This window comes from Pseudomonas sp. PH1b (genome assembly GCF_000633395.1).
Taxonomy (GTDB): domain Bacteria; phylum Pseudomonadota; class Gammaproteobacteria; order Pseudomonadales; family Pseudomonadaceae; genus Aquipseudomonas.
In genome coordinates this window covers 164427-185282 of sequence record NZ_AYMU01000012.1, presented here as the reverse complement: position 1 = coordinate 185282, position 20856 = coordinate 164427, and the positions used below count along the sequence as shown (strand labels likewise).

The 20856-nt window shown below is 60.6% G+C and carries 19 protein-coding genes and 4 tRNA genes; 18 read left to right on the top strand and 5 right to left on the bottom strand.

Annotated features, from left to right (window positions below):
* Nucleotides 1-31: 31 nt before the first annotated feature.
* Nucleotides 32-1042, top strand: a complete 1011-nt coding sequence (locus U873_RS0121425) for an aspartate-semialdehyde dehydrogenase (RefSeq protein ID WP_025130188.1) — start codon at nucleotides 32-34, stop codon at nucleotides 1040-1042.
* A gap of 205 nt (nucleotides 1043-1247) precedes the next feature.
* Nucleotides 1248-3830 (top strand): FimV/HubP family polar landmark protein, encoded by a 2583-nt coding sequence (locus tag U873_RS0121420; protein ID WP_025130187.1) that lies wholly within the window; start codon nucleotides 1248-1250, stop codon nucleotides 3828-3830.
* 72 nt (nucleotides 3831-3902) lie between these two features.
* Here U873_RS0121420 and U873_RS0121415 read toward each other — a convergent pair whose 3' ends face one another.
* Nucleotides 3903-4562: a M24 family metallopeptidase gene (locus U873_RS0121415; protein WP_025130186.1), complete on the bottom strand. Its 660-nt coding sequence runs from the start codon at nucleotides 4560-4562 to the stop codon at nucleotides 3903-3905.
* Nucleotides 4563-4789: 227 nt separating this feature from the next.
* Between U873_RS0121415 and truA the strand changes: the two genes are divergently transcribed.
* From truA to U873_RS0121355, 12 genes are all read left to right on the top strand, one after another.
* Nucleotides 4790-5614 (top strand): tRNA pseudouridine(38-40) synthase TruA, encoded by an 825-nt coding sequence (truA, locus tag U873_RS0121410; protein WP_025130185.1) that lies wholly within the window; start codon nucleotides 4790-4792, stop codon nucleotides 5612-5614.
* 63 nt (nucleotides 5615-5677) lie between these two features.
* Entirely contained in the window at nucleotides 5678-6310 is a 633-nt protein-coding gene (locus U873_RS0121405) for a phosphoribosylanthranilate isomerase (RefSeq protein WP_025130184.1), read from the top strand.
* Nucleotides 6311-6568: 258 nt separating this feature from the next.
* The gene (accD, locus tag U873_RS0121400; protein WP_025130183.1) at nucleotides 6569-7489 is read left to right on the top strand and encodes an acetyl-CoA carboxylase, carboxyltransferase subunit beta; all 921 of its coding nucleotides are present in this window, start codon (nucleotides 6569-6571) and stop codon (nucleotides 7487-7489) included.
* Nucleotides 7486-8793 carry a bifunctional tetrahydrofolate synthase/dihydrofolate synthase gene (folC, locus tag U873_RS0121395; protein ID WP_025130182.1) on the top strand — a complete coding sequence of 436 codons (1308 nt, stop codon included), beginning with the start codon at nucleotides 7486-7488 and terminating at the stop codon, nucleotides 8791-8793. The genes accD and folC overlap by 4 nt, the downstream gene beginning before the upstream one ends.
* Nucleotides 8777-9424: an SPOR domain-containing protein gene (locus U873_RS0121390; RefSeq protein WP_025130181.1), complete on the top strand. Its 648-nt coding sequence runs from the start codon at nucleotides 8777-8779 to the stop codon at nucleotides 9422-9424. Before folC ends, U873_RS0121390 begins: the two co-directional genes overlap by 17 nt.
* Nucleotides 9425-9522: 98 nt before the next feature.
* Entirely contained in the window at nucleotides 9523-10080 is a 558-nt protein-coding gene (locus U873_RS0121385) for a CvpA family protein (RefSeq protein ID WP_025130180.1), read from the top strand.
* Between the two features lie 41 nt (nucleotides 10081-10121).
* Nucleotides 10122-11627 carry an amidophosphoribosyltransferase gene (purF, locus tag U873_RS0121380; RefSeq protein WP_025130179.1) on the top strand — a complete coding sequence of 502 codons (1506 nt, stop codon included), beginning with the start codon at nucleotides 10122-10124 and terminating at the stop codon, nucleotides 11625-11627.
* Nucleotides 11628-11663: 36 nt separating this feature from the next.
* Nucleotides 11664-12875: an O-succinylhomoserine sulfhydrylase gene (locus U873_RS0121375; protein ID WP_025130178.1), complete on the top strand. Its 1212-nt coding sequence runs from the start codon at nucleotides 11664-11666 to the stop codon at nucleotides 12873-12875.
* Nucleotides 12872-13648 (top strand): SDR family oxidoreductase, encoded by a 777-nt coding sequence (locus tag U873_RS0121370; RefSeq protein ID WP_025130177.1) that lies wholly within the window; start codon nucleotides 12872-12874, stop codon nucleotides 13646-13648. Before U873_RS0121375 ends, U873_RS0121370 begins: the two co-directional genes overlap by 4 nt.
* Nucleotides 13649-13823: 175 nt before the next feature.
* A tRNA-Val gene (locus U873_RS0121365) sits at nucleotides 13824-13899 on the top strand.
* A 59-nt stretch (nucleotides 13900-13958) separates the two neighbouring features.
* Nucleotides 13959-14035 (top strand) — tRNA-Asp (locus U873_RS0121360).
* A 101-nt stretch (nucleotides 14036-14136) separates the two neighbouring features.
* Nucleotides 14137-14213: transfer RNA gene (locus tag U873_RS0121355), tRNA-Asp, on the top strand.
* Nucleotides 14214-14417: 204 nt separating this feature from the next.
* On the opposite strand, the gene U873_RS0121350 is transcribed toward U873_RS0121355, so the two are convergent.
* Nucleotides 14418-15701 carry an FAD-binding oxidoreductase gene (locus tag U873_RS0121350; RefSeq protein ID WP_025130176.1) on the bottom strand — a complete coding sequence of 428 codons (1284 nt, stop codon included), beginning with the start codon at nucleotides 15699-15701 and terminating at the stop codon, nucleotides 14418-14420.
* A gap of 187 nt (nucleotides 15702-15888) precedes the next feature.
* On the opposite strand from U873_RS0121350, the gene U873_RS0121345 reads away from it, so the two are divergent.
* Nucleotides 15889-15965: transfer RNA gene (locus tag U873_RS0121345), tRNA-Val, on the top strand.
* Between the two features lie 229 nt (nucleotides 15966-16194).
* Here U873_RS0121345 and catB read toward each other — a convergent pair.
* The 3 genes from catB to U873_RS0121330 all read right to left on the bottom strand — a co-directional run bounded on the left by catB (nucleotide 16195) and on the right by U873_RS0121330 (nucleotide 18835).
* Nucleotides 16195-16830, bottom strand: coding sequence for a type B chloramphenicol O-acetyltransferase (gene catB / locus U873_RS0121340; protein WP_025130175.1), 636 nt, complete (start codon nucleotides 16828-16830; stop codon nucleotides 16195-16197).
* A gap of 254 nt (nucleotides 16831-17084) precedes the next feature.
* On the bottom strand, nucleotides 17085-17702 hold the full coding sequence (gene prfH / locus U873_RS0121335; RefSeq protein ID WP_025130174.1) for a peptide chain release factor H: 618 nt from the start codon (nucleotides 17700-17702) through the stop codon (nucleotides 17085-17087).
* Entirely contained in the window at nucleotides 17702-18835 is a 1134-nt protein-coding gene (locus U873_RS0121330; RefSeq protein WP_025130173.1) for an RNA ligase RtcB family protein, read from the bottom strand. The genes prfH and U873_RS0121330 overlap by 1 nt, the downstream gene beginning before the upstream one ends.
* A gap of 275 nt (nucleotides 18836-19110) precedes the next feature.
* On the opposite strand from U873_RS0121330, the gene U873_RS0121325 reads away from it, so the two are divergent.
* The 3 genes from U873_RS0121325 (at nucleotide 19111) to U873_RS0121315 (ending at nucleotide 20844) form a co-directional block, all read left to right on the top strand.
* Nucleotides 19111-19431: a helix-turn-helix domain-containing protein gene (locus U873_RS0121325; RefSeq protein WP_025130172.1), complete on the top strand. Its 321-nt coding sequence runs from the start codon at nucleotides 19111-19113 to the stop codon at nucleotides 19429-19431.
* A 91-nt stretch (nucleotides 19432-19522) separates the two neighbouring features.
* Nucleotides 19523-19873, top strand: a complete 351-nt coding sequence (locus U873_RS0121320; RefSeq protein ID WP_025130171.1) for a hypothetical protein — start codon at nucleotides 19523-19525, stop codon at nucleotides 19871-19873.
* Nucleotides 19874-20214: 341 nt separating this feature from the next.
* Nucleotides 20215-20844 carry a lytic polysaccharide monooxygenase auxiliary activity family 9 protein gene (locus tag U873_RS0121315; RefSeq protein WP_025130170.1) on the top strand — a complete coding sequence of 210 codons (630 nt, stop codon included), beginning with the start codon at nucleotides 20215-20217 and terminating at the stop codon, nucleotides 20842-20844.
* The last annotated feature ends 12 nt before the right edge of the window (nucleotides 20845-20856 follow it).

Here is a 20856-nt window from a genome sequence, read left to right as displayed (position 1 = left end):
CCGCTCCCCCGTTCTACCTGAGGTAAGCACCATGACCCCGTCCTTTGATATTGCCGTGATCGGTGCCACCGGCACGGTCGGCGAAACCCTGGTGCAGATTCTCGAAGAGCGTGATTTCCCCATTGGCAATCTGCACCTGTTGGCGAGCAGCGAGTCGGCCGGTCATTCGGTGCCGTTTCGCGGCAAGAATGTCCGGGTGCGTGAGGTCGACGAGTTCGATTTCAGCAAGGTCCAGCTGGTGTTTTTCGCAGCGGGGCCGGCGGTGACCCTGAGTTTTGCCTCGCGGGCCACGGCGGCCAATTGCACGGTCATCGATCTGTCGGGCGCCTTGCCTTCGGCCCAGGCGCCGAATGTCGTGCCTGAAGCCAATGCCGAGGTTCTGGCAGGCCTGAAGAAGCCGGTGCAATTGAGCAGTCCCAGTGCTTCGGCCACCGCGCTGGCGGTAGTGCTTGCACCTTTGCAGGGATTGCTGGACATCCAGCGGGTCAACCTGACCGCCAGCCTGGCGATTTCCAGCCAGGGTCGCGAAGCCGTCAGCGAACTGGCCCGGCAGACCGCTGAGCTGCTGAATGTGCGCCCGCTGGAGCCGCGGGTCTTTGATCGTCAGGTGGCCTTCAACCTGTTGGCCCAGGTTGGTACGCCCGATGCCCAGGGTCATACCCTGCTGGAAAAGCGTCTGGTCAGGGAGCTGCGCGAGGTTCTGCGGCAACCTTTATTAAAGATTTCTGTCACTTGCATTCAAGCGCCGGTGTTTTTTGGCGATAGCTATAGCGTGACTCTGCAGTCAGCCAGCGCTGTTGATCTGGCGGCCGTGAATGCTGCACTGGAGGCGGCTCCCGGCCTGGAGCTGGTGGAAGCCGGGGATTATCCAACGGCTGTAGGTGACGCCGTGGGCCAGGACGTAGTCTATGTGGGACGGGTTCGCGGCGGTGTCGATGATCCGACGGAACTGAATCTGTGGCTGACCTCGGACAACGTCCGCAAAGGCGCGGCGTTGAACGCTGTGCAGTTGGCTGAATTGTTGATAAAAGACCAGCTGTAAAAGATACTTGGCAACAATTTGCAGAATGAATCTAGCTGGGCGCTATGCTTGGCAAGTTGCTGGAGGTGAGTGGCCGTCAGGTGCTCCCGGGGCATGCAGGAAATAGTCGCGCGTCGTGGTCGTTCATGGCCCCGCGCAGTGCCTTATGGCAGCCGCTACAAAACCTTCTCGCTGGCCGAGGAATGTTCAAACAAAGGATGAGGCTATGGTTCAAGTTCGCAAACTGGTGTTAGCAATAGCGGCCGCCTCGGCGCTGTCCTCCGGTATGGCGCAGGCGCTTGGGCTCGGGGAGCTGACCCTGAAGTCGAGTCTGAACCAGCCTCTGGTAGCAGAAATCGAATTGCTCGATATCAAGGACCTTACTGCTGCGGAGGTGGTGCCTAGCCTGGCCCCGGCAGAAGAGTTCGCCAAGGCCGGCGTCGATCGCCAGGCCTTCCTCAACGACTTGAGTTTTACCCCGATCCTCAATCCCGGCGGCAAGAGTGTGCTGCGGGTGACCTCGAGCCAGCCGCTGTCGGAGCCGATGGTCAAGTTCCTGGTGCAGGTGATGTGGCCCAACGGCCGTCTGCTGCGCGATTACAGTGTGCTGCTGGATCCTTCGAAGTTTTCCCCGCAGGCGGCCGCCGCGGCTCAAGCCGCCCCGGCGATCAGCGCCCCGGCGACGGGTGCAAGCAAGGTCAGCAAGCCTGAGCAATACACCACCTCGGCCCGTGACACGCTCTGGGAAATCGCCGCGAAGAACCGTAATGGTGCTTCGATCCAGCAGACCATGCTGGCGATCCAGGCGCTGAACCCGGATGCCTTCATCGATGGCAACATCAACCGCTTGAAGACCGGCAAGGTCCTGCGCCTGCCCGATGTGGTGCAGAGCACCGCGCTGCCGCAGCCCAAGGCAATTGCCGAAGTTGCCGCGCAAAACGCCGCCTGGCGCCAGGGGCGTCGTTCCGGTGCCCGCGGCCAGCAGCAAGTGGATGCAACCCGGCGTGCGGGTGCTGACAAGGCGCCCAAGCAGGCCAACGCCAAGGACAACCTCAGCCTGGTCTCTGCGGAGAGCGGCAAAGCGCGTGGCAAGGGGGCCGCGGGTGACAGCAAGGCGCTGAACAACAAGCTGGCAGTGACCCAGGAAAGCCTGGATGCGACCCGTCGCGACAATGCCGAGCTCAAGGAGCGCATGGCGGACCTGCAAAGCCAGCTGGACAAGCTGCAGCGCCTGATCGAATTGAAAAACAACCAGTTGGCCAAGCTGCAGGCCGATGGCTCGGCTGCTGTTCCTGCGGCTCCAACCGCTCCGGCGATGCCGGCGGAACTGGTGGCCAAGCCTGAAGCGCCTGCAGCGGCTCCTGCCGCCCCGGTGGCTGAGCCCGTTGTCGCTGCGGTGCCGGATGCGGCCGCTGCGAAGACGGACGAAGACAAGTACGGCGATCTGCTGAGCAATCCGATCCTGTTGGGTCTGGTGGGCGGTGGCGGCGTATTGGTCGTGCTGTTGTTGCTGCTGCTGTGGGCGCGCCGGCGCAAGGCCCAGCAGGAGGCGGAAAAGCATCTGCGCATGGCTCGGGCATTGTCCGAGGAAAATGAGTTCAGCGAGGACATGGAGCTGCCGGAAGGCAGTTTCGAAGGCCTTGAAGTTCCGCCGCCAAGCGTCAAGCTCGCTCCAGCTCCAGCTCCAGCTCCAGCTCCAGCTCCAGCTCCAGCTCCGGTGGTGGAGCCCGTGCCGGTGCCTGCGGCGCCGGTCGAGCGGGCAACCGATGTCTTGGGGCAGGCGCAGAACCACATCGATGGCGGCCGCCTGAACCAGGCGGCGGCGATTCTTGAAGAGGCCGTCAAGCTCGAGCCCCAGCGCAGTGATCTGCGTCTCAAGCTGATGGAGGTCTACGCGCATCAGGGGGACCGCAGTGCTTTTGTCGCTGAAGAGCGGCAATTGGTGGCCAATGGTGATAACCATGCCCGGGTCGAGGAACTGAAAAGTCGCTTCCCGGCAATGGTTGCAGTGGCAGCGGCGGCCGGCCTGGCTACCGCGGCGGTGGCTGCCGAGCTGGACGCCCAGTATGTCAAGGACCTGTTGCTGGATGAGCCACAGGCTCCCGAGCCTGCTGCGCCTATGGAAGGCCTGGACGCCGACTTCGATCTGAGCCTGGATGATCTGGAAGTGGCTTCGCCGGCAGTGGTAGCGGCTGAACCTGAGTCTGAGCCCGAGCTGGAAGACTTCCCGCTGGATGATGACCTGAGCTTCGGTTCGGTGCTCGAGCAGCAGACGGCGCCAGAGGAGAACCTCGATGACCTGGGAGACTTCGATCTGGATCTGGGGGCTGACCTGCCTGCCGCGACCCAGAGCGACGACGACTTCCTGCTGAGCCTGGAAGATGACCTCAAGGACCTGCCGGCTGGCGACGTGCCAACCGTCACCGAATCGGCCCTGGATGACTTGGATCTGTCGGCGGACTTCGATCTGTCCCTGGCGGACGAGATGGACGCGGTTGCAGAGCCCAAGGACGCTTTCGCTTCCGAGCTGGATGATGTCAACGCCGAGCTGGATCGCCTGTCCCAGAGCCTTGATCAGCCGCTGGATGCGCCGAGCTTCACCGCTGAAGATGCGGCGGCAGAACCTGAAGAGGCGGATTTTGACTTCCTTTCCGGCAGTGATGAGGTCGCCACCAAGCTGGATCTGGCTCAGGCCTACATCGATATGGGTGATAACGACGGCGCGCGGGACATCCTGGGTGAAGTGTTGAGCGAGGGCAGCGAAGGGCAGAAGAGCGAAGCGCAGGAAATGCTGGCGCGATTGGCTTGAAGCAATTCGATGCTTGAACAGAACGGCAGCCGATGAGGCTGCCGTTTTTGTTGATGCTGACCTAGGCGCTGCTCAGATCAGCAGGTCTTCGTAGAAGGCGCCAAAAGGGCGGGTGGGATGGGCGATCTGTATTTCCAGGATCCACAGCCCCACTTGTGGGCAGTCGGCGAAATCTCCCAGGTCTCCGGCGCGATAAATGGCGTGGGGGAAGTCGCTGACCCGATGTCCCTTGATGTCCAGGTTGAGCACCCAGCCCATGGCGCGGGCTTGTTCTGCGGCATAGCGGTACAGTTCCGGGCCGGCCATCTGATGGGTCTTCCACTGCTCATGCACCTGATCGAACAGGTTCTTGGCCGCGGCGGCGCAGGCGTGCATCTCGGCGTCGTCACCGCTGACGAATGTGGCGCCGCAATCGCCTTCGTGGCGGTCCCAGACAACCCCCAGGTCGATGAAGAACAGGTCGTTTTCCCCTAGTTGCGGATCGCCATCGGAGCGCTGCTTGAAAGTTTTCAAGGTGTTGGCGCCAAAACGGATCAGCAGCGGGTGCCAGATCCGTTCCATGCCCAGTTCCCGCAACACCTCAAGACCCATTTCCCTGGCGCAGGATTCATGCATGCCCGGCTTGATCTGCCTGGCCATTTGCGCAATGGCTTCCCAGGTCATGCGCTTGGCGTGAAGCATGCCCTCCAGGCTGTAGGCCAGGCCTACGGCTTCTTTGCTGGTTGCGATCATTCGTCGATTCTCGATCAGGTGCTTTGTTGTTTTCGATATATATTTTTCTATATAGCGATTGCCTGAAGGTCATGCAATCTTCCTGTGGCCCGGCTGTCTTGGGGGGTAATCGGCAACTAAAGCTCGGCAGTGCATGGCGTCTGTTTCCGACGGCCTTATAATGGGCGCCTTTGCGCATATCAGCAGGCTGTAAGTTCTTGGCAAATATAGATAACGCGGCCGCCGAAATGGCGGCCGCAGGCTTTTCCCGAATCGCTCTGGGTGTTGAATACAAGGGTTCGCGCTATCGCGGCTGGCAGCGCCAGGCGTCTGGCGTGCCCAGTGTCCAGGAAACCCTGGAGAAGGCCCTGTCCAGAGTGGCGGACTCTCCGGTACTGCTTTCTTGTGCCGGGCGCACCGATGCCGGTGTGCATGCCTGTGGTCAGGTGGTGCATTTCGATACCCAGGCCGTGCGCTCGGCGAAGGCCTGGGTCATGGGCGCCAACATTAACCTGCCCCATGACATCAGCGTCAGCTGGGCCCAGGAGATGCCGGCGCATTTTCATGCGCGGTTCAAGGCGATTGCCCGGCGCTACCGCTATGTGATCTATAACGATCAGATCCGCCCGGCCCATCTCAACGAAGAAATCACCTGGAACCATCGGCCGCTGGACGTCGAGCGGATGGCCCAGGCGGCTGCGTTTCTGGTCGGTACCCATGATTTCAGTGCGTTCCGGGCGGGGCAGTGCCAGGCCAAGTCGCCGATCAAGGAGCTTCATCACCTGCGGGTCACCCGGCACGGCAAGATGATCGTCCTGGATATTCGTGCCAGTGCCTTCCTTCATCACATGGTGCGCAATATCGCCGGTGTATTGATGACCATCGGTGCCGGCGAGCGCCCGGTGGAGTGGGCGCGGGAGGTGCTGGAGAGCCGCATTCGCCGTACCGGTGGGGTGACGGCCCATCCTTTCGGCCTGTACCTGGTCAAGGTCGAATACAACGATGAGTTCCAGTTGCCCGAGCGATACATCGGGCCACATTTCCTCAGTGGATTCTCGGAACTTGACGGCTGACGCCCGGAAAAGCATTTGCTACCATCCGGGACTTTCCGGATTTACCCCTGAGGTTCAAACGACATGCCAGCTGTTCGCAGCAAGATTTGCGGGATTACCCGCATAGAAGATGCGTTGGCGGCAGTGGCGGCGGGGGCTGACGCCATCGGCCTGGTGTTCTACGCCAAGAGCCCGCGGGCGGTAACGGTGCAGCAGGCGCGGGCGATCATTGCCGCCTTGCCGCCGTTCGTGACCACCGTGGGCCTGTTCGTCAATGCCAGTCGCTGCGAGTTGGGGGAGATACTCGATGCGGTGCCGCTGGACCTCCTGCAGTTTCACGGTGATGAGTCGGCGGCTGACTGCGAAGGCTATCACCGGCCCTATATCAAGGCCTTGCGGGTCAAGGCCGGGGACGATATCGCCGCGGCCTGCCTGGCGCACCCTCGGGCCAGCGGGATTCTGCTGGATGCCTACGTCGAAGGTGTGCCGGGCGGAACCGGCGAGACCTTTGACTGGTCCCTGATTCCTCGGGAGGTTAGCAAGCCGCTGATTCTCGCCGGTGGCCTGTCGGCGGAAAACGTCGGTGAGGCCATCGCCCAGGTTCGTCCTTATGCCGTGGACGTCAGCGGTGGCGTGGAACAAAGCAAGGGCATCAAGGATCAGGCGAAGATTCATGCATTTATGCAGGCCGTGCGTCGCGGCAGTGAGTCGATGTGACGGCTGGCAGTCTGCCGCCGTCCATAACACCACTGTACAAAACAGGCAGGCGCCGCCTTCAGGCGGGGTTGGAATCGAGTGGCAACCGCTCTATTGCGGGTGCCGGGATGGCTGAGGAAAGGTTCGCTGCAGGCAGGTCGAGCCGGGTGCTGACCGCGGTAGCGAATCGATCATCGCCGCACACATGAATTTAGCTCAAGGGCATACACGGGGCTGCGAACCAAAGCGTTCGGGTCGCCGGTACTGGAGAAAGAAAGCATGAGCAACTGGTTGGTAGACAAACTGATCCCTTCGATCATGCGTTCCGAGGTGAAGAAAAGCTCGGTGCCCGAAGGTCTTTGGCACAAGTGCCCATCCTGTGAGGCGGTGCTCTATCGCCCAGAATTGGAAAAGACCCTGGATGTTTGCCCCAAGTGCAACCATCACATGCGGATCGGCGCACGCGCGCGTATCGATATCTTCCTCGACGCCGAGGGCCGCGATGAGCTGGGGGCCGACCTGGAGCCCGTGGATCGCCTGAAGTTTCGCGACGGCAAGAAGTACAAGGACCGCCTGACCGCGGCGCAGAAGCAGACCGGCGAGAAAGATGCGCTGATCTCCATGAGCGGCACCCTGCTGGGCATGCCGGTGGTGGTCTCGGCTTTCGAATTCTCCTTCATGGGCGGTTCCATGGGCGCCATCGTCGGTGAGCGTTTCGTGCGTGCGGCCAACTATGCCCTGGAAAACCGCTGCCCGATGATCTGCTTCTCCGCATCCGGTGGTGCGCGGATGCAGGAGGCACTGATTTCCCTGATGCAGATGGCCAAGACCTCCGCGGTGCTGGCGCGCCTGCGTGAAGAGGGCATTCCGTTCATCTCCGTGTTGACCGACCCGGTCTATGGTGGTGTTTCCGCCAGCCTGGCGATGCTGGGTGATGTGATCGTTGCCGAGCCCAAGGCCCTGGTTGGCTTCGCCGGCCCTCGCGTGATCGAGCAGACCGTGCGGGAAAAGCTGCCGGAAGGTTTCCAGCGCAGCGAGTTCCTGCTGGAGCACGGTGCGATCGACATGATTATTTCCCGTCAGGAACTGCGTCCGCGCTTGGGTAACCTGCTGGCTCAGCTCATGGGCCTGCCGACGCCGGAGTTCGTGGCTGCACCTGTCGAGCCGATCGTGGTTCCGCCGATTCCTGCAAACCTATGACCGAACGTACCCTGGGCGAATGGCTCGCCTATCTCGAGCAGTTGCACCCTTCGGCCATCGACATGGGGCTGGCGCGCTCGCAACAGGTAGCGTCCCAGATGGGGCTGGGCAAACCGGCGCCCCGGGTCGTCACGGTCACGGGGACCAACGGCAAGGGTTCCACCTGTGCCTTTGTCGCGTCCTTGCTGCGCTCCCAGGGCCTGAAGGTCGGTGTCTACAGCTCTCCGCACCTGCTGCGTTACAACGAGCGGGTGCAGGTCAATGGCGAGGAAGCCACTGACCAGCAGTTGTGCGAGGCCTTTGCGGCGGTCGAGGCGGGGCGCGGTGACATTACCCTGACCTACTTCGAGATGGGGACACTGGCTGCGTTCTGGCTGTTTCAGCAGTCGGCACTGGATGCCGTGGTCCTGGAAGTCGGCCTGGGCGGTCGCCTGGATACGGTCAATCTGGTGGATGCCGACCTGGCATTGGTCACCAGCATTGGCGTCGACCATATCGAATACCTGGGTGATTCTCGTGAGTCCGTGGCCTTCGAGAAGGCCGGGATCTTCCGTCCTGGCGCGCCGGCACTCTGTGGCGATCTGAATCCGCCGCAGCCGTTGCTGGACAAGGCGCGGGAACTGGGCTGTCCGTTCTTTCTCCGCGGGCGGGATTTCGACCTGGGCCTGACTGAGCAGCATTGGCAGTGGCGCGGTCTTGATGCCCAGGGCAACCAGGTCGAACTGAGAGGGCTGCCGCTGCTCGATCTGCCGATGGAAAACGCCGCGCTGGCCTTGCAGGCCTACCTGCTCATGGGCTTGCCTTGGCAGCCTGGGCAGATCGCGGCAGCCTTGCAGCAGACCCGGGTAACCGGTCGACTGGATCGTCGACAGATCGATTGGCATGGCAAGCGCCTGAACCTGTTGCTGGATGTTGGTCATAACCCCCATGCGGCGCAGTATCTGGCCGAGCGCCTGGCGCGTCGTCCGGTGGTGGGCAGGCGCCTGGCGGTGTTCGGTTTGCTGGCGGACAAGGATCTTCCTGGTGTGATTGGCTGCCTGCAGGCGGCTGTCCAGCACTGGGCGGTGGCACCTCTGGATTCGCCGCGGGCACGCCCGGTCGAGGATCTGCAAGCGGCGCTGGAGAACCTGGGGGCGCCAGTAACGTCCTATGCCAGTGTGGCGGCAGCGTTGGAAGGGCAGTGTGCGCAAGCGGATGCCGATGACGAAATCCTGCTGTTCGGGTCTTTTTATTGTGTTGCCGAGGCGCTCGAGTGGCTCGCCCGGCGCTCCACGGAGGAAGCTGCACATGGCTATGTTGGATAACGTCTACAAGCAGCGAATGGTGGGGGCTCTGGTGTTGGTGGCGTTGGCGGTGATCTTTCTGCCGATGCTGTTCTCGCGAGAGGACGAGCAGCGCCGTGTTACGGTCGAAGCACCGCCGGCGCCTCAGGCTTCGGTGATGCCCCAGGTTCAGGTCGAGCCGGTGGTGGTGCCCGAGCCTCAGGCGTTGCCTGAAGGCTCGGTGCCGGCCGATGAGCCAGTGGTTCAGCAGTCGGCGCCTTCGATGCCGATTGCTCCAAGCGCGCCAGTGGCCGCTGCGGCGCCCGTTGTGGCGAGCAAGCCGACGCCGGCGCCGAAACCTGTTCCGGCGCCACCTCAGCCGGTGGCCGTGGCCAAGCCCGATACGACCCAGAGCCGGGTAGATGCCAATGGCCTGTCCGTCAGCTGGTCGGTGCAATTGGCCAGCCTGTCGAGTCGTGAAAGTGCGGAAAACCTGCAGAAAACCCTGCGCAGCCAGGGTTATAACGCCTATATCCGTTCGGCCGAAGGTAAGAATCGAGTGTTTGTCGGCCCGTTGATCGAGCGTGCCGAGGCAGATCGCCTGCGTGACCTTTTGGGGCGTCAGCAGAACCTCAAGGGCTTCGTGGTGCGCTTCCAGCCAGAGCGTGGCTGAAGCTATCTGGCTGATTTTAAAAGCACAGTGAATCGCAGCTTACCGACAGCCAAGCGCTCTGTTAAAATGCGCCGCCTTATCCGTCTGTAGGCTGCACTGTGCCATTTACCTGGGTTGACTGGGCGATCGTTGCAATAATCGCCATCTCCGCTTTGATCAGCTTGAGCCGCGGTTTCGTCAAAGAAGCCTTGTCGTTGCTTACCTGGATCATCGCAGGAGTCGTTGCCTGGATGTTTGGTGGCTCACTGTCCGAGTACCTCGGCGGTTATATCGAAACTCCTTCGGCTCGCGTGATCGCGGGCTGCGCAATCATGTTTGTCGCCACCTTGCTGGTGGGGGCAATGGTCAACTATCTCATCGGCGAATTGATTCGCGTCACCGGCCTCTCCGGAACCGATCGATTCCTCGGCATGGCCTTCGGCGCGGCGCGTGGCGCGTTGCTGGTGGTCGTGGCGGTCGGGCTTCTGAGCCTGGGGCCGGTACAGCAGGATTCCTGGTGGCAACAGTCGCGACTGGTGCCACAATTTCTATTGGTTGCAGACTGGTCCAAGAACCTCATTCTGGGGTGGAGCAGTCAGTGGCTGGCCAGCGGTATCAGCGTACCCGCTGATATACCGTTCAAGGAGCACCTCTTACCGGCCAAAACGCCTCAGTAAGATGGGTTCAGTTCAGTTTCATTAAGTAGGGGTTGCGTCGCATGTGTGGCATCGTCGGTATCGTCGGTAAGTCGAACGTCAATCAGGCGCTGTATGACGCGCTAACCGTCCTCCAGCACCGCGGCCAGGACGCTGCCGGTATCGTGACCAGCCATGATGGCCGGTTATTCCTGCGCAAGGATAATGGCCTGGTCCGTGATGTGTTCCAGCAGCGCCACATGCAGCGCCTGGTCGGTCACATGGGCATCGGTCATGTCCGCTATCCAACCGCGGGCAGCTCGACCTCGGCCGAGGCCCAGCCGTTCTACGTCAACTCACCGTATGGCATCACCCTGGCGCACAACGGCAACCTGACCAATGTCGAGCAGTTGGCCAAGGAGATCTACGAGTCTGACCTGCGCCACGTCAACACCAACTCCGACTCTGAAGTGCTGCTCAACGTGTTCGCCCACGAGCTGGCCCAGCGCGGCAAGCTGCAGCCTACCGAAGAAGACGTGTTCGCCGCGGTAACCGACGTGCACAACCGTTGTGTAGGCGGCTATGCGGTGGTGGCGATGATCACCGGCTACGGCATCGTGGGGTTCCGGGATCCTCATGGCATCCGTCCGATTGTGTTCGGCCAGCGCCATACCGACGAGGGCGTGGAGTACATGATCGCCTCGGAAAGCGTGTCCCTGGACGTGCTGGGTTTCACCCTGATCCGCGACCTGGCCCCGGGCGAGGCGGTCTACATCACTGAAGAGGGCAAGCTGTATACCCGTCAGTGCGCGAACGATCCGCAGCTCACTCCGTGCATCTTCGAGCACGTGTACCTGGCGCGTCCCGATTCGATCATCGACGGTGTATCGGTCTACAAGGCCCGGCTGCGCATGGGTGAGAAGCTGGCGGAGAAAATCCTACGCGAGCGTCCCGAGCACGATATCGATGTGGTGATCCCGATCCCGGACACCAGCCGCACCGCTGCCCTGGAGCTGGCCAACCACCTGGGAGTCAAGTTCCGCGAAGGCTTCGTGAAGAACCGCTACATCGGCCGGACCTTCATCATGCCGGGCCAGGCTGCACGGAAAAAATCCGTGCGCCAGAAGCTCAACGCCATTGAGCTGGAGTTCCGCGGCAAGAACGTGATGCTGGTGGATGACTCCATCGTGCGTGGCACCACTTGCAAGCAGATCATTCAGATGGCCCGTGAAGCCGGTGCGAAAAACGTCTACTTCTGTTCCGCAGCGCCGGCCGTGCGTTATCCAAACGTGTACGGCATCGACATGCCGAGTGCTCACGAGCTGATTGCCCACAATCGTTCGACCCAGGATGTGGCCGACCTGATCGGTGCCGATTGGCTGATCTACCAGGACCTGCCTGACCTGATCGAGGCGGTCGGTGGCGGCAAGATCAAGATCGAGCATTTCGATTGCGCCGTGTTCGATGGCAAGTACGTCACCGGCGACGTCGACGAGGCCTATCTGAACAAGATCGAGAACGCCCGTAACGACGCGTCCAAGGTCAAGACCCAGGCGGTCAGCGCCATCATCGATCTGTACAACAACTGATTCAGAGCATTCAAGAAGACATTAGGAGTAGGCGGCATGAGTCAGGATTGGGATGCCGGTCGGCTGGACAGCGACCTTGAAGGCGTAGCGTTCGATACCCTGGCGGTGCGCGCCGGCCAGCACCGTTCGCCGGAAGGTGAGCACGGTGATCCGATGTTCTTCACCTCCAGCTATGTGTTCCGCACGGCCGCCGATGCGGCCGCACGGTTCGCTGGCGAAGTGCCGGGCAATGTCTATTCCCGTTACACCAACCCGACCGTGCGCTCTTTCGAGGAGCGTATCGCGGCGCTGGAAGGTGCGGAGCAGGCGGTGGCCACGGCCACCGGCATGGCAGCGATTCTGTCGGTGGTCATGAGCTTGTGCAGTGCGGGTGATCATGTGCTGGTGTCGCGCAGCGTGTTCGGTTCGACCATCAGTCTGTTCGAGAAGTACTTCAAGCGTTTTGGTGTGGAAGTCGATTATGTCCCCCTGGCGGATCTCTCCGGCTGGGATGCGGCAATCAAGGGCAATACCAAGCTGCTGTTCGTCGAGTCGCCGTCCAATCCCCTGGCTGAGTTAGTGGATATCGCCGCGCTGGCCGAGGTGGCCCACGCCAAGGGCGCAATGCTGGTAGTCGACAACTGTTTTTGCACGCCGGCCTTGCAGCAGCCGCTGAAGCTGGGGGCAGACGTGGTGCTGCACTCGGCAACCAAGTTCATCGACGGCCAGGGTCGTTGCATGGGCGGCGTGGTGGCGGGGCGCAGCGAGCAGATGAAGGAAGTGGTGGGGTTCCTGCGTACCGCGGGGCCGACCCTGAGTCCGTTCAATGCCTGGATTTTCCTCAAGGGCCTGGAAACCCTGAACCTGCGGATGCGCGCCCATTGCTCCAATGCCTTGGCCCTGGCCGAGTGGCTGGAGCGGCAGGACGGAGTCGAGAAGGTGCACTACGCCGGCCTGGCCAGCCACCCGCAGCACGAGTTGGCCAAGCGCCAGCAGCGTGGCTTTGGCGCGGTGGTGAGTTTCGAGGTCAAGGGAGGCAAGGAGGGGGCCTGGCGCTTTATCGATGCCACTCGCCTGATTTCGATTACCGCCAACCTGGGTGACAGCAAGACCACCATCACCCACCCGAGCACCACTTCCCATGGACGCCTCGCACCCCAGGAACGTGAAGCGGCGGGTATTCGCGACAGCCTGATCCGTATCGCCGTGGGGCTTGAGGATGTGGCTGACCTGCAGGCCGACCTGGCCCGCGGGTTGGCAGCCTTGTGATCGAGTTGTCCGCACCTCAGGTGGCTGGCATCGGTCGTGTCGCGCTGGTTACTGGCGCGGCGCGGGGAATTGGCCTTGGTATCGCGGCCTGGCTGATCAGTGAAGGCTGGCAGGTGGTCCTGGCTGATCTGGATCGGCAGCGGGGCTCCAAGGTGGCCAAGGCGTTGGGTGACAGCGCCTGGTTCATCACCATGGATGTGGCGGATGAAGAACAGGTGGCTCGAGGTATTGCCGAGGTGCTGGGGCAGTTCGGGCGTCTCGACGGCCTGGTGTGCAACGCTGCTATGGCCGAGCCGCACAACATCACCCTGGAAAGCCTGGATCTGGCGTACTGGAATCGGGTGCTGGCCGTGAACCTGAGTGGCCCCATGCTGCTGGCCAAGCATTGTGCACCCTACCTGCGGGCCCATGGCGGCTCGATCGTCAATCTGGCGTCCACCCGTGCCCGGCAATCGGAACCCGACAGTGAGGCCTATGCGGCGAGCAAGGGTGGTTTACTCTCCCTTACTCACGCCCTGGCGATCAGCCTGGGCCCGGAGGTCCGGGTCAATGCGGTCAGCCCTGGATGGATCGATGCCCGTGACCCTGCAGCGCGCCGTGCCGAGCCTCTGTCTGATGCCGACCATACCCAGCATCCTGCGGGGCGGGTGGGGACGGTGGAGGATGTGGCGTCGATGGTGGCCTGGCTGCTGTCGCGCAATTCGGGTTTTGTCACCGGCCAGGAATTCGTGGTGGACGGCGGCATGACCAGGAAAATGATTTATCAGGGCTAAGGTGTGGCGAGCTTCACGCTTCAGGCTTCGAGCGACAGGGAAAGGCCTGATGACGTGGTTGTGTTTGCTGCTGGTCTGAAGCGTGGGGTTTACCGCTGTTTTTGAAAAAAACTTCAACCCTGCTATTGACTTAGCTTCGATACCTGCGTAAATTTCGCGGCCTCAACGAAGCAAAGGGTGATTAGCTCAGCCGGGAGAGCGTCTGCCTTACAAGCAGAATGTCGGCGGTTCGATCCCGTCATCACCCACCACTTCCTGAGTACCTTTCGCAAGAAAGGTGGAAGCTTCCACAGAAGCATCCAACCGACGCGCAGCGGTAGTTCAGTCGGTTAGAATACCGGCCTGTCACGCCGGGGGTCGCGGGTTCGAGTCCCGTCCGCTGCGCCATATTTTCCAGATCAGGCTTGCCTGGTTTGAGATTGAAAAGCCTCTAGGCTGATCAGTCGGACAATTCAAAAGGTTCACATGGACGCAAGTCCAAGCGATACGCAGCGGTAGTTCAGTAGGTTAGAATACCGGCCTGTCACGCCGGGGGTCGCGGGTTCGAGTCCCGTCCGCTGCGCCATATCTGCCTCAAGGATCACTGAACGCCTTGAAGCAACGAAAAAAGCCGAAGGCTTGTTTCGGATCGATAGCAAAGACCCTGGTCGAAAGACCGGGGTTTTTTGTTTTCGGGATTCATGTTTTTCCGGCGGTTGTCGGCCGCGATGACAAACCATAAAAAAACCGCCTGCATGGCGGTTTTTTTGGGGTTGCGAAAAGCCTTTGCTCAGAAACCGAATTTATCCCGCAGGCTGTAGTACCAGGCGCCCAGGGCGGTGAATGGCGTGCGCAACAGCTGGCCGCCAGGGAAGGGGTAGTGGGGCAGGTCGGCGAAGGCGTCGAAACGCTCTGCCTGGCCGCGCAGGGCCTCTGCCAGGACCTTGCCCGCCAGGTGGGTATAGGTCACGCCATGGCCACTGCAGCCCTGGGAGTAATAGATGTTGTCCCCCAGGCGGCCAACTTGCGGCAGGCGTGACAGGGTCAGCAGGAAGTTGCCGGTCCAGGCGTAGTCGATCTTCACATCCTTGAGTTGTGGGAAGGCCTTGAGCATCTTTGGCCGAATGATCGCTTCGATATTGGCTGGATCACGTGCGCCATAGACCACGCCGCCGCCGAAGATCAGGCGCTTGTCGCCGGAAAGGCGGTAATAGTCCAGCAGATAATTGCAGTCCTCGACGCAGTAGTCCTGGGGCAGGAGGCTGGCGGCCAGTTCATCGCTCAGGGGCTCCGTGGTGATCACCTGGGTGCCGCATGGCATGGACTTGGCTGCCAGCTCGGGAACCAAGTTGCCGAGGTAGGCGTTGCCAGCGACGATGACGAACTTGGCGCGTACCTTTCCTTCCGGCGTGTGGACCACGGGATTGGCGCCGCGCTCGATGCGCACCGCTGGGGACTGTTCGTACAGAGTGCCGCCGAGGGACTCCACGGCCGCGGCCTCGCCCAGTGCCAGGTTCAGCGGGTGGATATGGCCACCGCTCATGTCGAGCATGCCGCCCTTGTATTGATCGCAGGCCACTACCTCACGAATCCGCCGCTCATCCAGTAATTCCAACTGGGTGTGCCCGTAGCGCTCCCAGAGGCGCTTCTGGGACTCCAGGTGGCCCATCTGCTTGCTGGTCATTGCTGCGAAGACGCCGCCGTCCTTCAGGTCGCACTGGATCTGATACTTGGCAACGCGCTCGCGGATGATCCTGCCGCCCTCGAAGGCCATCTGTCCCAGCAGTTGCGCCTGCTTGGGGCCGACAGTGCGCTCGATCACGTCAATGTCACGGCTGTAGCTGTTGACGATCTGCCCGCCGTTGCGCCCGGACGCACCAAAGCCGACCTTGGCGGCCTCCAGCACCGTTACGCGAAAACCGTTCTCCAGAAGAAACAGGGCGCTGGACAGGCCGGTGTAGCCCGCGCCGATCACGCAGACATCGGTTTCAACCTCGCCTTGCAGCGACGGCCGCTCTGGCGCCGCATTGGCCGAGGCGGCGTAATAGGACTGTGGGTAAGGAATGTTCGCCATCCTGCGACCTCATGTGTTTAATATATTTTACGAGTGCGCCGATGCTACCTGAGTTGCAAATTGGCTGCCAGACGGGAGCCATAACTTCTTCTCGGCCCTGAAAATAAAAAATTCGCATATTCATAGGCTTAGCTGAAAAAAAGGTGTTGACACCCCTTCGAAATTCCGTAGAATGCCGCCTCACAGCAGGCACGTAGCTCAGTTGGTTAGAGCACCACCTTGACATGGTGGGGGTCGTTGGTTCGAGTCCAATCGCGCCTACCAAACAAAATCCGCTCTGCTGGGCGGTCTAGAAGGGGTTCACCGAAAGGTGAACCCCTTTTTTGTTTCTGGGCATTTTAATGGCTATCGAGTGCTTCGGCGGGCAGTCGGGTCGATGGCCTTTCGTGACTGACCCGGGGACGCTGGATCCGACTGTTCTAACCGGCCGTTCGAAAAGTGCTCTGGGCATCAAGACCGCCCTGAACTGTCGATGCAGGAAAGATTAGCGCGCTCAAGTGCGGTGGATGGACTTTAGCCAATACTCGTGCAGCGCCTCGACATTGGCACAGGTCATCAGCGGCATCGCCGTCTTTAACTGGTCATTGGTCCAGTTCCACCACTCCATCTCAAGAAGCAGCTCGATCCTGCAATCGTCAAAGCGTTTGCGCAGTGTCTTGGCAGGGTTTCCGCCGACGATTGCATAAGGTTCGACATCTCGGGCCACCAGGGCGCGTGTGCCTATTACGGCGCCGTGGCCGACCTTGATGCCTGGCATGACAATGGCTTCTGAGCCGATCCAGACGTCATTGCCGATCACGGTGTCGCCGGCGGGTTCATATCCATTCAGTGCTTCGTTAAAGGAGGGTTCCTCATTCATCCAATAGAAGGGGAAGGTGCTGATCCACTCGTTCCGATGGCCTTGATTGCCGGCCATGATGAATGCAGCGCCTGATCCGATCGAGCAGAAGCTGCCAATGATCAGTTGGTCCGCTCCTGCCTCGTGAGAGAGGTATCGCGCGCAATCATCGAAGCTGTGGCTGTGGTAGTAGCCGGAATAGTAGCTGTAGCGACCCACCCGGATATTTGGATGGGTCACCTGCTGCTCAAGTGTGATGCCCTTGAAGGGGCTTTCGAAATAATTGCTCATCGCCGCTCATTCTCCATGTCTTCAGGCGTGTGGCTTTCAGTCGTGCGTTCTATCGTGCGACTGGCAGCCCGGCCTTTCGCCTGGCTGCGCTGACGTACTTGTCTGTTGTGCGGGATGCCAGGAGTCGACGGAGTGTTCTGGCACTTGTGGTCTTGATGGGTTAAAAATTTTTTGCACATCATCTCGCGCCTTCAGCTCCCGGAGCGGCAGATGCCCTTGGTGGGGAGCCTGCCGGCTCCCTGTGGCTGGGTTGGTCAGTCCAGGGGAATAAAGGTGCTGCCGTTGAAGGTGCGCCGCGGGTTGCCACGCTCGACCCGGTGATGGGCCTCGCGGCGTTGCAGGCGTAGGTCGTCTTCGGATTGCTGTTGCCGTGCTGCCAGGCGTTGCTGGATCAGCAGGCGCGCCAGGCGCTTGTTGTCGTGCTGACTGCGCTCGGATTGCACTTTCACGCTGATGCCGGTTGCCAGGTGCGTGGCGCGTACGGCGGAGTCGGTCTTGTTCACGTGTTGTCCGCCCGGACCCGAAGCGCGCATGGCCTCAAAGCGGATCTCGCCTTCCAGGCTCTCCGCCGGCGCGCTGAACAGTTGCCCGGCAAAGAACCAGTTCTTGCGCTTGTGGCCGGGACGATAGGGGCTCTTGCAGGTCCAGAGCAGGGTGCCTGTCCAGTGCTCGGCAAGGCTCGCTGCCTGATTGCCATCAAGGCTGACCAGCACCGATCGGCAGGTGTCGCGAGCCTGGCCGGCAACTCGCTCGACGATGCCGAGGCGTACGCCCCGTGCCTCGGCTTCATCGTGCAGTCGACGCAGGGCCTGAGTCACTGCCAGTTCGCATTCGACCGGCCCCTGGGCGGAAGAAAGTTGTAGAAGAATCATCAGCAGCACCCCCGGCGTTTGTAGGTCAGTACCGGCTTGAGCCGGGCAATGATCTTCACCAGGCCGGCGTCACGCAGGCTGCCCAGGACAGTGTCGATACTCTTGTAGGCTTCGGGAGCCTCCTCGTACATCAGCCCGCGATCTTCACAGATCACCCGGCTGCCCAGTTGGGTCCGTTTGAGCTGATCGAAGCTGAAGCGGTTTGCCAGTCGATCCTTGCAGTCGCTGCGCAGCCATTTGCGCCCGGCGCCATGGGCCAGCGAATAGAGGCTGACTGGTGATGGATCGGGTTTCACCAGGTAGCTGTAGTCTCCGCGAGAGCCGGGAATCACCACCAGGCCCTGGTCCGAAGGTGTAGCGCCCTTGCGGTGCAACCAGCCCGGGACGCCGTCAACGTTCGCCGCGGACACCAGGTTGTGGTTGATGTCCAGGATGCTCCGGCCCTTGGCGCGCAGATTGTGTAGCAGGCGCTGGGCTATCAGGCGGCGGTTGGCTTCGGCGAAGACCAGGGCTTCATCGTGCTCTTGCAGGTAGCGGGCGCCGGCTGCGCTGGCCATGTCCAGGCCGTTGTGGCCGTGCTGGTCCATGTGGCGGCGCAAAACGGCCTCTCCCAGGCCGCGAGACCCGCTGTGCACCAGCAGCAACAGGGCTTGTGGATCGAGCTCCAGCTCCTGCACAGCCTGGGTGTCGTATACGTCGTCAAGCTGTTGCAGTTCGGCGAAATGGTTGCCGCCACCGATGGTGCCCAGTGAGTGTTCGTGACCGCTGGCAGGAAGCGCCAGTTGTGCGAGGTCCTGGTCCCAGTGTTCATCCAGGGGGCGGTCGATGTTGCCGATTTTCTTTTCCAGCTTGTCGAGGTTCAGGCGCTTGCTGGAAAGATCGGTTTGCCACAGCGCCATGCCGCAGCCGATATCGTTGCCCACCAGTGCCGGATAGATCACCTCGGTGGAAAAAAATGCCGCGCCTACCGGATAGCCTCGGCCCGGGTGCAGGTCAGGCATGCCAACGACCTGGCGCATGCCGGTCAGTTGTGCGGTGGTGTGCAGTTGCTGGAGCGCTTTATCTTCGATCCAGGTGGTGTCGGAGGCGATCAGAGAGATGCCGCTCGACAAATGACGGATGCAATTGTCCATGTCCAATTCCTGATTGGAAAAAATAAATTCAGGTAATGGCAGGACGAAGCGGGGTTAAGCGAAGGCGCTATAGGATAGCGGTTGCAGCGTTTAAACCAGGCACGTCCTGCAAGGGGTGATCAGCTGTTGCATGGTGGATCTCCTTGGCAAAAGTGTGGGAAGGGGCGCGAAGGTTAATCTTTTGCCTGGAGGCTGGCAATGGGGGGCGCAAACAAAAGGCACGTTCCCTTATGTCGGCGGTCGTAACTTCATCAGCGTGTTGGGTGAGGACGATCATGCAGACTTTTGGCGAGCGGTTGAAAGAGCAGCGCAAGGCCCTGGGGCTCTCCCAGCAGGAATTTGGTGCTGTCGGTGGGGTCGAGGCCAATGCCCAGGGGCGATACGAGAGCGGTGAGCGCATGCCCAAAACCGATTACCTGATGGCGCTCGGTCGCAAGGGTGTGGACCTGCTCTATGTGTTGACGGGGGAGCGCTCCAGGCTGCCCGAGGGCAGCCTGAACACCAATGAGCGCGCCATCATTGAGAATTACCGGCATCTCGATAACGAGGATCAGGAGGCTATCGCCCAGTTGGCAGCCTCCTTGGCCGAGTGCTGAAAACACACCTGCGCCGGCTTTTTCTTTGGTCTGGGCGCCTTTTTTCCGTCGCCTGAGCGATACTCTCGCGTTTTAAGGACGAGGTGACAGCATGCGGGTGTTGATGGCAGTGATGGTGGCGGTCTTGCTGGCGGGTTGTGCGAGCTCCACCATGGACAGGGCTCGAACAGCTGCCCCCAGCAAGACTCTGGCGTCGGCCAAGGCGGATCAGTTGGTGGCGCAGTGCGTGCAGTTCGCCTGGCAGGATGAAGCCGTCTTTGGCGTTGATGCCGCCGCCTATCTGCAAGCTGGCAAGGTCGGTGGATATACCGTGTACACCCGTGGCGCCGAGGTGTTCGTCGATATCAAGGCCGAAGCCTCGGGAACCACTGTTCACTACTACGCAATCGAAGACAGCTATGTCTCGAAACGTCGTTTGGCGGCGTTGGCGACCTGTTTGTAACGCGGCGCGGCTTTTCACTACAGGCGTTCATCTCATCGGTACACAGACCCGGCTCAGGCCGGGTTTTTGTTTTTTGGGGGTGCTGTCCACGGTGAGTTGCACTAATTGAGGCCTTGTTCCCGGGAATGCTCAGGTCTTAGTGTGGCAAAGCGTGTAATACATTGACTATTCCAGGCGTAAGTTTGAACAAGCAAGTCTAAGGGGTGAGGGGGTTTGCGCCATTATTAATGTTTTGTCCTGAATGGTTAGTTTGCTGTTTTATGAAAAAAGCCAGAAAAAATGCGCTAGGTTTAAAGTGCTCAACATGGAGCAGAAGTTAATTAATCAATGGAGTGAAAGATATGAACAAGCCACAAGCTCAACTTAAACATGGTCGCGTCGTTTCGCCATCCAGCCGCGGTTCGGTAGCCGTGGATCTGGGGCTGCTGGGAACCTGGCAGGTCAACGAAATGGAGGGCGGGAAGAATTTCCCGGCTTTGGTCGCGGGTCCTTTTCCGAAGCCCTACGACAGTGATGTAGCAAGCGTTGCGCCGCCCGCCGACGGCCATATTCTCAGCGGTGGCAAGGTTGATGAACGTGACTGCATCAACTTCACCGATGAAGAAATGACAAAAAAAATCGGACGCCCCTTCACCTGGCCCATGGTCAATGTGGATCCGGGCCAGGTGTTTCAGGTGCAATGGGAATATAGCGCGCCACACGTGACGCGTGGTTACAGCTGGTTCATCACCAAAGATGGCTGGGATCCGAAACAACGTATCAGCCGTGCACAACTGGAGCCGGCGGCTTTCTATAAGGATTTTTATACCGAAGTGCCATTCGATAAATTTGGCTCGGTATTGAAAGCCAAGACGCATCACGAAGTTGTGCTGCCGAAAAATAAGAGAGGCCACCATGTTGTAGTGTTGGTGTGGAACGTTGCCAACACCGGTAACGGCTTTTACCAGGCTTTCGATCTGGACTTCAAATAAGCCCACTTAAGG